The organism is Canibacter zhoujuaniae (assembly GCF_011752015.1).
Lineage (GTDB): Bacteria > Actinomycetota > Actinomycetes > Actinomycetales > Microbacteriaceae > Canibacter > Canibacter zhoujuaniae.
The window spans coordinates 478,667-491,611 of the sequence record NZ_JAAIKA010000001.1; the positions used below are offsets into that span (position 1 = coordinate 478,667).

The window sequence follows — 12,945 nt, forward strand, 5'->3', positions numbered from 1 at the left end:
CACCTCAGAATCTATCGTCACGCCCGGTTAGCTGCCAAGCGTCTTCCGATTCTGCATCTGAATTTGTCTCTGCAAAATCTGTGTTTTCAGAATGATCTGCTCGTGTAGGCGGTTCCTGACCGCTAACTCGCGCCAAAATTTCTTCCAATTGGTCGGGAGTTACGAGCACATCACGCGGTTTCGAGCCCTGCGAGGGGCCAACAATTTCACGCGATTCCATTAGGTCCATGATGCGACCCGCTTTAGCGAAACCAACGCGTAGTTTACGCTGCAGCATTGAAGTGGAACCAAGCTGGCTGTTAACAACCAGCTCAATAGCTGCCAGTAGCACCTCAAGGTCGTCACCGATGTCGGCGTCGATCTCTTTCTTCGCAACAACCTGTTCAACATCTTTGCGGTACTCAGGGCGTGCTTGCGACTTCACGTGCTCCACAACACTGCGAATTTCGCTTTCAGTCACCCAGGCACCCTGCACACGCACCGGATGCCCTGCGCCCATCGGTAAGAACAAACCATCACCCTGACCGATTAGTTTTTCTGCACCTGTTTGGTCCAGAATAACTCGCGAATCGGTTGCAGAAGCAACAGCGAAGGCGAGCCTGCTCGGCACGTTTGCCTTAATTAGGCCGGTTACCACATCGACGGATGGTCGCTGCGTTGCAAGCACAAGATGGATCCCAGCGGCGCGCGCTAGCTGTGTGATTCTGACGATGGATTCTTCAACGTCGCGGGGCGCAACCAGCATCAGATCCGCAAGCTCATCTACCACAGTCAGTAAGTAAGGGTACGGTTTCAAAACCCGCTTACTTCCCTCTGGCAGCCGAATCGAGCCATCGCGCACAGCTTTGTTGAAGTCGTCGACGTGCTTGAAGCCAAAGCTTTCAAGATCGTCGTAACGCATATCCATCTCTTTCACAACCCACTGCAGAGCTTCTGCAGCTTTCTTCGGGTTGGTGATGATTGGGGTTATTAGGTGCGGCACCCCTTGATAGTTGCTAAGTTCCACGCGCTTTGGATCAACGAGCACCATGCGCACTTCTTCGGGGGTCGAGCGCACAAGCAGGCTTGTAATCATCGAATTGATAAAGCTTGATTTACCAGACCCGGTTGAACCGGCAACTAAGAGGTGCGGCATTTTTGCGAGATTGGCGACAACAAAACCGCCCTCAACGTCTTTACCAACACCGATAGTGAGCGGGTGGGTTGACGAAGCGGCCTTCGGAGAGCGCAGCACGTCGCCGAGCACCACATTTTCACGGTCGCGATTGGGAATTTCAATGCCGATAGCTTTTTTGCCCGGGATCGGCGACAGAATACTAACCTCATTCGAGGCAACCTCATATGAGATGTTCTTTGCGAGCGCAGTTACGCGTTCAACCTTTGTCCCAGCGCCGACCTCTACCTCATACTGGGTAACCGTCGGGCCGCGAGAAAAACCCACGACCTTCGCATCGACCTTAAACGACGCAAATACTCTATCAATTGCGGCAATAATCTCACTGTTGGCAGCTGAGTCTGTCTTTGGTGCTTCGCCGCGGTTTAGCGTTTGCACACTCGGCAGCACGTATCGCTGCTCATCGCTTGCGGCCTCTGGCGGATTAAACGAAAACGGACGATCCTGCGGCCCCGCCGGTGTTTCCACAGTTGCCGACTCTGCGTTATCACTTTCTTCATCGGCGTACAGGCCGCTCGACCGATGCCCCATATTACCGGTATCGCGCAGCATCTGTTCCGCTGCCTCAAGCTCAGCAATCACATCAGCGGTGTGCCGCTGTGACACAGTGGGCTCACCCTCTAACGCGCTTTCAAAAGCAACCTCACCGTGCACACCAGATTCGGGGTTTCCGCCGTCCAACAACTCGTGCGGATCCACAAAGTTTTCGGTGAGTCCCGCACCCTCAGAATTTGGTTTGCGCCACCACGGCAGTTTGTCGGTTGGAATGCGCGGCTCCTGCGGTTCAAAACTCTCAACGTCAAAAAGAACTGTTTCGTTTTTCTTGCGCCGCCGCTTCGGTTTTGCCTCTTGCGCTGCAGCAAGTGTCTGCCCTTCAAGTTCCTGCTGCTCAGCGAAGTGCGGTGGCATCACCGCGGTGTCTGGGCTGCCCCCACCAGACTGGTCTTTTTGTACCTCAGCTTCGCGCGGCTCACCCAACAGCCAGTCCCAGACTTCAATAAGACGCCGACCAATTCGCGTTGGCGGAGTCTTGGTGATGATCAGGAGACTGAGCACCACAAGCAGCGCTAGCACCGGCACAGCAAACCATTTGTGCACCAACGCCAACGGTTCACCCAACAACCAGCCCAACAAGCCGCCAGCAGCAGCGAGTGCGGGCAGGCCCTCAGCCGGCTGCGGCCGTACTGTGGCGAGCGCGTGGGCGATACCAGAGGCGCTTAACACGAGTAGCGTCAGGCCAACAGCGATGCGGCGATTATCGTGCACTGTTGACGGGTTGTTAAAAAGCCACAACGCAAAGGCGATCATTAAGAGCGGCAAGCCAAATACAAGCTGCCCAAACATGCCGCCAAGGGTCCAATCGCTGATCACTTGAGCGGTTTGATTGCCCGCTAAAAACCACTCAAGCGCAATTCCAACAACACCCAACAGCAGCAAAGCAAACGGAAATCCGTCTCGCCTATCTGCCGGATCCATCTTTTCTAGGCGAAAGGCACGCGCCAGCGCCCCGGCACCGTGGGCGGAAGCCGTCCAGACGGTAACCAAAGCGTTTTTTTCAGGTTTTGCAACCTCCTTAGCTGCGGTTTCCGGAAGCTTTCGGGTGCGAGCGGTGGAGGTGCTCCTAGCACCCCCGGTTTTCCGCGTATTCCCGCGCTTAGAACTAGACGAACTCATAGCTACTAATCTAAACGAGCGGTAAATAACTTTATCTGTGCCTAGGCGGCGCGCCCCTTTTTCTTTGGCTCTCGAAGAGCAAGAGCTTGCGGCTATTCTTGGTATTGATGGCAAAACAAGGTTTCGGTCGCTCTAGCGCTCTCATCGCAGCTGGCACTCTTACGTCACGAGTCTTAGGGCTTATGCGGCAGATGCTGCTCGTCTACGCGATCGGTTCGCTCGGTTTTGTCGCGAACTCCTACTCTGCTGCAACACGCATTCCCGGTCTGGTTTATTCACTGGTGATAACCGGCGCCCTAACCGCTGTGCTGGTGCCGCAGATAACGAAGGCGGCGCTCGCAAAGGATCGCGGTCAGGCCTATATTCAGAAGCTAATTACGCTCTCACTTGTTGTCGGATCAGCGCTTACTCTCTTAACCGCCCTCATCTCACCGCTCATTGTGCGTCTTTTAACACCGGACTGGTCTGCCGAGCATCGCGGTCTCGCGCTCGCCTTTGCACTGTGGCTGGCTCCACAGGTGCTCTTTTTTGTGCTCTATACGGTTGCCGGTGAGGTGCTTAACGCAAAGAGCGTTTTTGGGCCGTACACTTGGGCTCCTGTTTTAAACAATGTGATTCACATTAGCGCACTGCTGCTTTTCATCTATTTCTTTGGCGCCGATCCAAACGGTGAACGGGTGTTTGGGAGCACTGATTTTGCGCCGCAGTTTTTGATTGCGGGCGCGGCAAGCCTCGGTGTTGCAGCCCAGGCGATTGTGCTGCTGTTTGCGTTTAAACGGGCTGGTATAAAAATGCAGCTCGACTTTAAATGGCGTGGCTTTGGTCTCGGTGAGATTGGCCGTGTTGCATCATGGACGCTGGCTTCAATGGTTGCCACTCAGATAACCGGTATCTATCAGGGCATTGCGATGAACCGTGCGCAGTCTGGAGAGGCTGGTCTTGCGGCGGTAGAGCTTGCCACACTGATTCTCAGCCTGCCACACGCCACAATTGTTGTCTCGCTAGTTATGGCTTCCTTCACTTCGATGAGTGAAAAGGTGCAGAACGGTGATGAACACGGTTATCGGATGCAACTGCGCCGAGCGTTCTCGTTAACAGTGCTTATAACCGCCCCAATCATCGCAATTTTTGCGCTGCTCTCATTCCCTATTTCACGAGTGCTGCAGCCCACAGCTGACTCTGCTGTGGTCGGATCGGTTGCGATAGTTTTACTCGCTCTGTCAATCAGTCAGCTGCCGTACAGTCTGGTGTTCGTGTTAAATCGCGGCTTCTTCGCGCGGAGCAACACAAAAACCCCCTTCTTATTAAATGTTTTGCACACAAGCGTAATTATTATTCTTGTCAGCTTTACCTTCGCTTTTGAAACTGCTGACGCAGCCTGGCTCGCCTGTCTTGCAGTATCATTCGGCTATATTCTCTTCTATACGCTAACTCACTTAACGCTAAAGCGGCATATCGGCGCTGTGCTCGACGCTGAGACTCTAAAAGACAGTTTGCGTGCACTGTTTGCAACTGCTGCAGCAATATTATTAGCGCTGCTTCTGATGGCGCGTTATGTGATCCCCGATTCCGTCTCCGTGCTCGGAATCACCCTGCAGTTAGATCCTCTGATAACGCCGTTAGCGCTCCCCAACGTTATCGGGACAGAAATAAATTTCGTCGGCTCAATTTTGATCTGTGTCGTAGTTGGCATACTGACGCTTGCGCTTTACGTCTTGTTCCTCCTCATCAGCGGACATTCCGCTACACTTGCGCTGCGCAAAAAACTCACACACCGACAGTCACGTCCGTAAACCAGTTACAACAAATTAGGCTTTGGGTGACAGAACAGCGACTTAAGGAATATTCATGACATCCGTCTACACAGTGCGTGCAGCCTCGCGTGCCGAGCAAGAAAACTGGGATGAGTTAAGCGAGCAGAATCCTCTCGGCGGCGAATTCAGCAACTCCAGAGTTTTTGCAAAAGTGAAATCACAGTACGGTTGGCACCCTCGCTTTCTTATCTGGGAAACGGACGGCAAACCCGCGTTTGCTGGTCTTGTGCTTGAACGCCGGATTCCCCTTCTGGGGAAGTTTTGGTATCTTCCAACCGCGCCGGCTCTGCAAGATGCAGCAGAGGTTGGTGCGGGGTTAAAGGCGCTTGAAGAATACGTTAAAACACATGAGCCGACTGTTTTTGCGGTGAGCGCTGAGCCAACTCTGCCCGTCATTCCGGCCGATGATCCAGATACTGTCGCAGGGCGCCACACTCTCCCACCGAGTTTTGCATCTTTAATTCCTGAAAAAGAGGCTCTTGACACTATTAAAAGCCGACTATCGGTGCCCGTGACAGATCTGAAGCGTGGCCGCATGGACGCTATCACCGCTGTGATTGACCTCGATCAGACAGCGGATGAGCTCCTCGCGTCATTCGATAAGAAGTGTCGCAATATGGTGCGTCGTGGGGAGCGTGAAGGGGTCGAGTTTAGGGAGTTGCCGGCCACGCAAGAGACGTTCGATAAGATGTGGGAGCTCATGCACAAGGTGGGTGGTGGCCGCACCGATCTTGTTATTCGGCCGCGCGCCTATCTTGAAAGCTATTGGAGGGGTTTTGCTGACCAGGGTCGTGGGCGCTTCTACGCTGCCGTTGATAAAGGTGAAATTTCTGTGCTCGCATTCGTTGTGTTAACAGGCAAAAACGCAACCTACAAAGATGGCGGATCGGATCGCGCTCTGCAGTCTGCTGGCTCTGCAAACTATCTGCATTGGCGAATCATGCTCGAAATGCAGAAACTAGGCGCAACTTCTTACAATATGTTCGGTGTGGCCCCAGTCACCGCACAGAGTGACACCGACCACATTAACTACTCGCTTGGGCGTTTTAAGCTGTCTTTTAGTAAACGGCGCAGCACTCTTGTTGGTCGCGTTGAACTGATCTTCAACGAAAAGAAATACAAGCTGTGGAGCAGGGTCGGCGCTGGCATTGCTTCTCGCTTGCATGCGCGAAAATATAAAGATTCACAAATGATTTAAGGGCTGTAAAAACAATACCGGGCAGAAATCTTCTGCCCGGTATTTTATTAAACTCTCACTCAGTTAGTAGCGCAGAGGTTTTCTTAGTCAACCTCCACAACGACCGGCACGATCATCGCCCGGCGGCGCAGTTTGGTTCCCACCCACCGGCCAACGATACGGCGCACAACCTGCTGCAGTTTCTGCCTGTCTGGCGCGGCTGCACCATCGCGCTTTGCCGCTTGGAAGGCATCCTGTATGCCGTTAACTATCTTTGGTTTGATAACGTCAAATTCGCTATCGTCTTCTGCCATTCCCTTGGTGTGAATATCCGGGCCTGAGACTATCTGCCCTGTCTTTTTAGACACGACGGTGATAATCGAGACGAATCCTTCGGTCCCTAGCACACGCCGCTCGTGCAGATCATCGTCGGTTACCTTACCAACCGTCTGACCGTCTACGTAGAGGGATCCAACCTCCAGCTGACCCGTAATTTTAGCCCTGCCGTCTTGCAGGTCAACAACGGTTCCGTTCTGACAGATCAGAGTGCGCGTGGTTGGCACGCCGGTTTCAATCGCGAGTGCTGCGTTTGCAACAAGATGGCGATATTCACCGTGTATGGGCATCACGTTTTTTGGTTGCACAATGTTGTAGCAGTAAAGCAGCTCCCCCGCCGCAGCGTGGCCAGAAACATGCACACGGGCGTTTCCTTTGTGCACAACCTTTGCGCCGAGTCGCATGAGACCATCGATCACTCGGAACACTGCGTTTTCGTTTCCAGGTATCAAACTGGAGGCCAGGATCACAGTGTCACCGTGTGAGACACTAACCTGGTGATTGCCCTTTACGATCCGGCTGAGCACCGCCATCGGTTCCCCCTGCGAACCGGTAGACATGTATACGAGATGCTCATCTGGAATTTCCTCGGCATCTTTGAGAGTCACTAAAACGCCCGGCGGCACGTCTAGGTACCCAAGTTCTTCAGCGATCTTCATGTTTCTAAGCATTGAGCGGCCAAGCAAAACAACCTTGCGTTGGTTGTGTGCAGCCGCCTCCAAAACCTGCTGCACGCGGTGCACATGACTTGAGAAACTCGCCACAACAACTTTTCCAGGAGTGCCCGCAATCACACTCTCGAGCACCGGCCCAATTTCTTTTTCGAGCGGCGTGAACCCGGGAATATCAGCATTTGTGCTGTCGGTTTGAAAGAGGTCTACGCCCTCTTCCCCGAGCCTCGCAAACGCCCTGAGATCGGTAATCCGCCCATCGAGCGGCAGCTGATCCATCTTAAAATCGCCGGTTGCAAGCACCAGCCCAGCTGGGGTGCGAATAGCGACAGCGAGCGCGTCAGGAATCGAATGATTTACCGCCACGAATTCGAGGTCGAAACCGCCGCCAGCTGCAACCCTATCGCCCTCGGCAACGACGTTTAACTTTGGTTGCAGACGGTGTTCTTTACACTTTGCTGCAACCAAAGCCAGCGTCAGCTGCGAGCCGTAGAGTGGAATATCGGCGCGGCGCTTGAGCAGGTAAGGGATGCCGCCGATATGATCCTCATGCCCGTGAGTGAGCACCACCCCAACGATGTCTTGGAGTCGATTATCGAGTAGTGTGATGTCGGGCAGAATTAGATCGATGCCCGGCTGCTCAACCTCTGGGAAGAGCACACCACAGTCTACGATAAGCAATTTGCCATCGAATTCATAAACAGTCATGTTGCGCCCAACCTCACCCAGGCCTCCTAGTGGATAGGTGCGCAGCGCCCCCTTTTTGAGTTTGGGCGGTGACTGTATTTCGATCAAAATTGCTCCCTTAACGGCAAATAAACTAACGGGTGGTGCCGGCGATTTTTGGTAGAGCGCCCCCGGCAGCGGCGTTGCGATCTGGTCGGAAGTTTGAGAAATCTACCCCCGGCAGGTTTTTCACAAGCGCCAAGTCATCTTCAATTGTCGCTGCCTCCCACTCTTCTGGGCCGACTAGCGGCAAACGCACGCGCGGGCTACCGATGCGCCCCAGACCATGCAAAATGTATTTAGCTGAAATAGTGCCGGGCACGTGGGTCATAACTGCGCGCACAAGCGGCTCCAGCTGTTTATGCATCTCGCGTGCGGCGTGCAAATCTCCCCTATTAACCGCATCAACAATCGTGCGGTACGGCCCGGCGGCAATGTTCGCTGTCACACCGACCAAACCGGTTGCGCCGATAGCAAGATGCGGCAAAACGTTTGCGTCATCTCCTGAGAAGTATAGGAGGTCAGTTTGATTCAGCACACGGCTAACCTCGCTGAAGTCGCCTTTAGCGTCTTTCACACCAAGAATGTTTGGGTGTTTTGCCAACCGCAAAATAGTTTCGTATTTAATTGGAACGCCGGTGCGACCGGGAATGTCATAGAGCAGAACCGGCAAATCGGTTGCGTCTGCCACCATTCTGAAGTGCGTTAAAAGTCCGGCCTGTGTCGGCTTGTTGTAGTACGGGGTCACAACCATAACCCCGTCAGCACCCGCTTTCTCGCTGGCTTGATAGAGCTCGATCGCATGGGCGGTCTCGTTTGAGCCACCGCCGGTAATTATTTTTGCTCTGCCCGCTGAAACAGACTTTGCTACCTCAACGAGCTTAATTTTTTCAGGGTCGGTCAGAGTTGAAGTCTCGCCTGTGGTGCCGGTCACGACGATGCCGTCAGCGCCATCAGAAATACAACGGTCGATATGCGCTTCCGTCGCGTCCCAGTCAACCTCGCCGTCCTTATCCATTGGAGTGACAAGCGCAACCAATACCTGCCCAAAGGGGTTTTCTTGTTTAATCACCTATCTAGCCTATCGTTTAGCGTTGCTTTAACCGCTGCAGTGTCGCACGAGCGGCCATCATTAACCTGTAACGGAATACTGCAAGCGGCACATCTTGAGTTGGGGCAACTTCCACCACCGCAGTAGAAAACTTTGTTTTATACACATTTAAACCGTTTAATGACGGGTTCAGTTCTGAGCCGATCCCCATCATGTCCATAGCTTCGCACCCTCGTTTGGCGATATCAACACACACAAACACAACCAGTCGTTCGTTGACGCTGCGCTTCATTGATGCGGTTGTTGAAGCTCCGTAAAAGTAGCAGGCGTATTTACCGCTGAGCGTCACGAGCATCCACGAGGTGAGCTCTCCGTCAATTCGAGAAGCATAGAGACGCGCATTTTCTTTCCCCAATGCCTCCAGCATCTCCTGATAGTGCTGACTACTCCAGGCTGTGAAACCGTCACGGTTGCTCGTTTCAACCAGAACCCGATGGTAGGGGCTGAAGTCTCTAAACGCTGCATCCGTCTCATCTGCACAGACAATCTCTGTGTCACGCAATGACTGTCTCGCCTGCTTGCGGCCGCGCGACTTAAACTTTGCGATAATTTCTTCCTGCAATACTTCGTCAGCAGCTGCCCTGTCAGAAACAGTAGTGTCAATAACGACGGTGCGGTCGTGCGTTGATAGCGAATAGGGCATATAACTGTTGTGCACCGCGCGATGGAACAGATCTAGCCGTAAGTGCAGCGCTCCCTGCCATTCTTGTTTTGCAAACTGCTGCAGGGTTTCTAAAAAGCCTTTTTCAAGCTCCGCGCTCGGCTTCGCAAGCCAAACCGGGCCGTGGCGCAGCCACACAAAAAATGTTGCACGCCAGTCCATTTTGGTCGCCCGAAACTGCGCTACCAAATCGCCATCAAAAAACACTAAGTAGTAGCCTAGGTGTTTCCGATTTGCTTGGATTTCGTCAACACGACTCCAGTGTTCTGTTTGCTCTATCGGAAGATTAAGCCCTGCCTTCTCGGCGGAGTCTGCATACTCACGGCTATTAACACTCCTAATTTCCCACCGGGCAGTCATATATTCAACACTACCAGCAGAGCTTGTATAGGAGCTGATCTCTTCGCCCCCAAATAAACAGCAACTAGCGCCTGCGCCACAGCGAGAAGCGCACCGGAAATTCTGTGTGCGCACTAGGCTCAGACACCGCCGCCAAACACCATTCTTGCGGATCAAGCGACGGAGCCCAGGTATCAGCATCTGCAACCGCAAGACTGAACTGCGAGATAACCACAGCTTTCGCTCGAGGGAGCGCTGTCTGGTAGAGCTGCCCGCCGCCGATAACCCAAACCGGTGTGGCGGCAGCCTGGCTGTCCAATTCGTCTAAGGATCGCAAAATGTTTGCGCCCGCAAATGTCGCACTGTTTACTGTGTCGGCATGAGCACTTGTTACAACATAGTTTTTGCGTCCCGGAAGCGGCCTGAATCGCTCCGGCAGCGACTCCCAGGTGCGCCGTCCCATAATCACCGGAGCACCAAAGGTGACCTGTTTAAACCAGGCGAGATCGGCAGGAACGTGCCAGGGCATCTGTCCGGCACGTCCGATCGCTCCCCCGCCAGGCGTCTGCTCCCAGCCGGGTAAAGTGCCACTCGCCTGCGCCCAAATAAGACCGATATCACCAGGGTTTAGAGCCTGTCGCGCTAGTTCAGCAAGCTCTGCAACAGGCACGTTAAATAGCACTTCAGGGCTGCAGTCGTGTTTCCGGGTATCGGTATTCATCGCAGGATCCGCAAACTGTTTTACTAAACCGCTACCGGAGCTTTGATGCCCGGATGGTGTTCGTAACCGATAAGTTCGAAGTCCTCAAACTCGTAATCGAAGATACTGTCGCGCTGTTTAATTTTCAACTGCGGGTATGGGTATGGCGCACGTGCAAGCTGGGTGCGCACCTGCTCGACGTGGTTGTCATAAATGTGGCAGTCACCGCCGGTCCAGACAAACTCGCCAAGTTCTAGACCTGTTTGCTGTGCAAGCATCATTGTTAGCAGTGCGTAGGAGGCAATGTTGAACGGCACCCCTAAGAACATATCCGCCGACCGCTGATACAGCTGACAGCTCAGCTTACCGTCGGCAACATAAAACTGGAAGAATGCGTGACACGGCGCCAAAGCCATCTCTGGCAGAGCTGCAACGTTCCAAGCTGACACAATATGCCGGCGGCTGTCTGGGTCACGTTTTAGATTTTCAACCAGTGTTGCAATCTGATCGATGTATTCACCGTCTGGAGTTGGCCAGTTGCGCCACTGCACACCGTAAACCGGCCCCAGATCACCGTTTTCATCAGCCCACTCATCCCAGATGGTCACGCCGTTGTCGGTTAGATACTTGGTGTTGCTCTCACCGCGCAAAAACCACAGAAGCTCAATCGCAACAGACTTAAAGTGCACTCGTTTGGTTGTAATAAGCGGAAACGCTTCGTTTAAGTCGAAACGGATCTGCCTTCCAAACACGCTACGCGTTCCCGTCCCGGTGCGATCGCTTTTCGCAGTGCCGTTTTCAAGCACGTCTCGAAGCAGATCTTCGTAAGGGGTTTTGATGTTTTTAGTCACGGTACCTAGAACCTTTCTACTATGTAGATTATTCCAGTCCGTCGTCAAAAACCTCTATAACCTGCGTCTCTGCGTCATCCCCCTTGCGCAGCGTCTCGCCGCGGAAGAATCCAGGTTCACGCACCGCTTGCAGGATCATCAGCAAAATACCGATACCGATGACCACCATACCCAGGATGAACACGAGCCCGACGCCACCGATGTTTGAGCCCGAACCAAACTCTGGGTTGATTGAGTCAAACATCGTTTTGAAGAAAACAACGAGCAGCACTACACCGCCAAGACCCGGCAGCAGCACCTTTGAAAGCGCTGCGCCTATGCCCTGCTTAAATGCAGTATTTCGGAAATACCAGGCGCTTGAAAGCGCGGTAATACCGTAGTAGAAGCAAACCATAATGCCCAGGCTCGTGATGGTGTCCCACAGCACGTCTTCAGATATGAATCGCATGATCGCATAAAAGGCTGATGCTACGATAGCTGAGGTTAGCAGCGCCACGTGCGGTGATTTGTACTTCGGGTGAATCTCTTTTAGTTTCTGCGGGAGGGCGCCGTAGTGCGCCATCGCGAGCAGGGTGCGCGCCGGCGAAATAGCGGTTGAGTTAATAGAGGCCATTGCAGAGACCAAAATTGCAACGAACAGCACGATTGCGAACGGCCCCATTACCGGGTGTGCGAGCGCCGCAAAAACATTTTCCTGAATTTCAGGATTGCTAAGCCCCGTGCCTGTATCGCCAAGACCTGCGAAAGCTACGGTTGCGGTCGCGGTGGCCACATAAAGCAGCACGATAATCACGACCAGGATCAGCGCAGCGAGCGACGCAGTGGAGATGCGGCCCTTAGATTCTTTTGTCTCCTCACCCATGGTGAGCACTGTGTCCCAACCCCAGTAGACAAAGATTGAAACGGCGATACCTGCCGCAAATGCGCTGAAGCTATCCACTGCGAAGGGGTTAAACCAGCTGAGCTCTGGTGTGAGCGCCGCTGTGTTGGCCGGGTCTGCGGCGCCGATAAACATCGCGGTAATAAACCAGACGAGCGCAAGCCCTTGGAAAATCACGGTAATAAACTGGAAAACCTTAGTGCTGGTCATGCCGCGATAGCTGATGAAAGTGGCAAGCGCCATAAACCCGAGGCATACGAGAATGTTAATCCCGACGTTTTCTGACAGCTTAGCGATTGCGCGGTCGCCGGTAATTTCTGCAATCACTTGAAACAGAAATTCCACAGCTATACCGGCAAGGTTTGACAGCACAAGCACGGTTGCAGCGATCAAACCCCAGCCGGCCATCCAACCGATCCACGGGCCGAATGCGCGGGTCCCCCAAGTGAATGAGGTGCCTGAATCTGGAAGTGCGTCGTTGAGCGCCCGGTAGCCAAGCGCAACAAGCAGCATGGGGATAAAGCCAACAAGGAAAATTGCGGGTGTCTGCACCCCAACCTCGCTCGCTGCAGGGCCCACTGACGCGGTCAGGGTGTAAGCAGGAGCACAAACAGAAAAACCAACGACAATTGCGCCAAGCACACCGATATCACCGGTTTTGAGCCCCTTACGGCTCATACCGGTGACCGAATCAAGCGCACGGGTAGGAGGGGTGGTTGCAGACATGGTTCCTCCGCTTTCGGTTACAACCGATAGATAGTCGACTTATGAGTCAATGCTTTTTAAATTTACACTCAAACCGGAAGATCCATTCGACACATCTTAGTCGGG

Annotated in this window: 9 protein-coding genes; 2 read left to right on the forward strand and 7 right to left on the reverse strand. The window is 53.4% G+C overall.

The annotated features are described in order from the left end of the window. Positions 1-4: 4 nt before the first annotated feature. Positions 5-2,848, reverse strand: coding sequence for a DNA translocase FtsK (locus HCQ99_RS02235; RefSeq protein WP_166985119.1), 2,844 nt, complete (start codon positions 2,846-2,848; stop codon positions 5-7). A gap of 107 nt (positions 2,849-2,955) precedes the next feature. On the opposite strand from HCQ99_RS02235, the gene murJ reads away from it, so the two are divergent. Next, positions 2,956-4,641, forward strand: coding sequence for a murein biosynthesis integral membrane protein MurJ (gene murJ, locus HCQ99_RS02240; RefSeq protein ID WP_166985122.1), 1,686 nt, complete (start codon positions 2,956-2,958; stop codon positions 4,639-4,641). A gap of 55 nt (positions 4,642-4,696) precedes the next feature. Then, positions 4,697-5,860 carry a lipid II:glycine glycyltransferase FemX gene (locus tag HCQ99_RS02245; RefSeq protein ID WP_166985125.1) on the forward strand — a complete coding sequence of 388 codons (1,164 nt, stop codon included), beginning with the start codon at positions 4,697-4,699 and terminating at the stop codon, positions 5,858-5,860. Positions 5,861-5,943: 83 nt separating this feature from the next. Here the strand turns inward: HCQ99_RS02245 and HCQ99_RS02250 are convergent, their stop codons facing one another. The 6 genes from HCQ99_RS02250 to HCQ99_RS02275 form a co-directional block, all read right to left on the reverse strand. Beyond that, positions 5,944-7,644, reverse strand: a complete 1,701-nt coding sequence (locus tag HCQ99_RS02250) for a ribonuclease J (RefSeq protein ID WP_166986489.1) — start codon at positions 7,642-7,644, stop codon at positions 5,944-5,946. A 22-nt stretch (positions 7,645-7,666) separates the two neighbouring features. Continuing rightward, entirely contained in the window at positions 7,667-8,644 is a 978-nt protein-coding gene (dapA, locus tag HCQ99_RS02255; protein WP_166985129.1) for a 4-hydroxy-tetrahydrodipicolinate synthase, read from the reverse strand. Between the two features lie 16 nt (positions 8,645-8,660). Then, positions 8,661-9,704, reverse strand: a complete 1,044-nt coding sequence (locus tag HCQ99_RS02260; RefSeq protein ID WP_166985132.1) for a lipid II:glycine glycyltransferase FemX — start codon at positions 9,702-9,704, stop codon at positions 8,661-8,663. A 64-nt stretch (positions 9,705-9,768) separates the two neighbouring features. Further along, a complete protein-coding gene (locus tag HCQ99_RS02265; RefSeq protein ID WP_166985135.1) occupies positions 9,769-10,404 on the reverse strand; it encodes a dihydrofolate reductase in 636 nt (211 codons plus the stop codon). 23 nt (positions 10,405-10,427) lie between these two features. Next, on the reverse strand, positions 10,428-11,234 hold the full coding sequence (locus tag HCQ99_RS02270) for a thymidylate synthase (RefSeq protein WP_166985138.1): 807 nt from the start codon (positions 11,232-11,234) through the stop codon (positions 10,428-10,430). A gap of 28 nt (positions 11,235-11,262) precedes the next feature. Continuing rightward, positions 11,263-12,840 carry an APC family permease gene (locus tag HCQ99_RS02275; protein ID WP_166985141.1) on the reverse strand — a complete coding sequence of 526 codons (1,578 nt, stop codon included), beginning with the start codon at positions 12,838-12,840 and terminating at the stop codon, positions 11,263-11,265. Positions 12,841-12,945: the final 105 nt, after the last annotated feature.

What these genes read in the sequence shown, in the direction of transcription:
- HCQ99_RS02235 (WP_166985119.1), bottom strand. Translation starts at nt 2,848, where the DNA reads ATGAGTTCGTCTAGTTCTAAGCGCGGGAATACGCGGAAAACCGGGGGT.
- murJ (WP_166985122.1), top strand. Translation starts at nt 2,956, where the DNA reads ATGGCAAAACAAGGTTTCGGTCGCTCTAGCGCTCTCATCGCAGCTGGC.
- HCQ99_RS02245 (WP_166985125.1), top strand. Translation starts at nt 4,697, where the DNA reads ATGACATCCGTCTACACAGTGCGTGCAGCCTCGCGTGCCGAGCAAGAA.
- HCQ99_RS02260 (WP_166985132.1), bottom strand. Translation starts at nt 9,704, where the DNA reads ATGACTGCCCGGTGGGAAATTAGGAGTGTTAATAGCCGTGAGTATGCA.
- HCQ99_RS02265 (WP_166985135.1), bottom strand. Translation starts at nt 10,404, where the DNA reads ATGAATACCGATACCCGGAAACACGACTGCAGCCCTGAAGTGCTATTT.
- HCQ99_RS02275 (WP_166985141.1), bottom strand. Translation starts at nt 12,840, where the DNA reads ATGTCTGCAACCACCCCTCCTACCCGTGCGCTTGATTCGGTCACCGGT.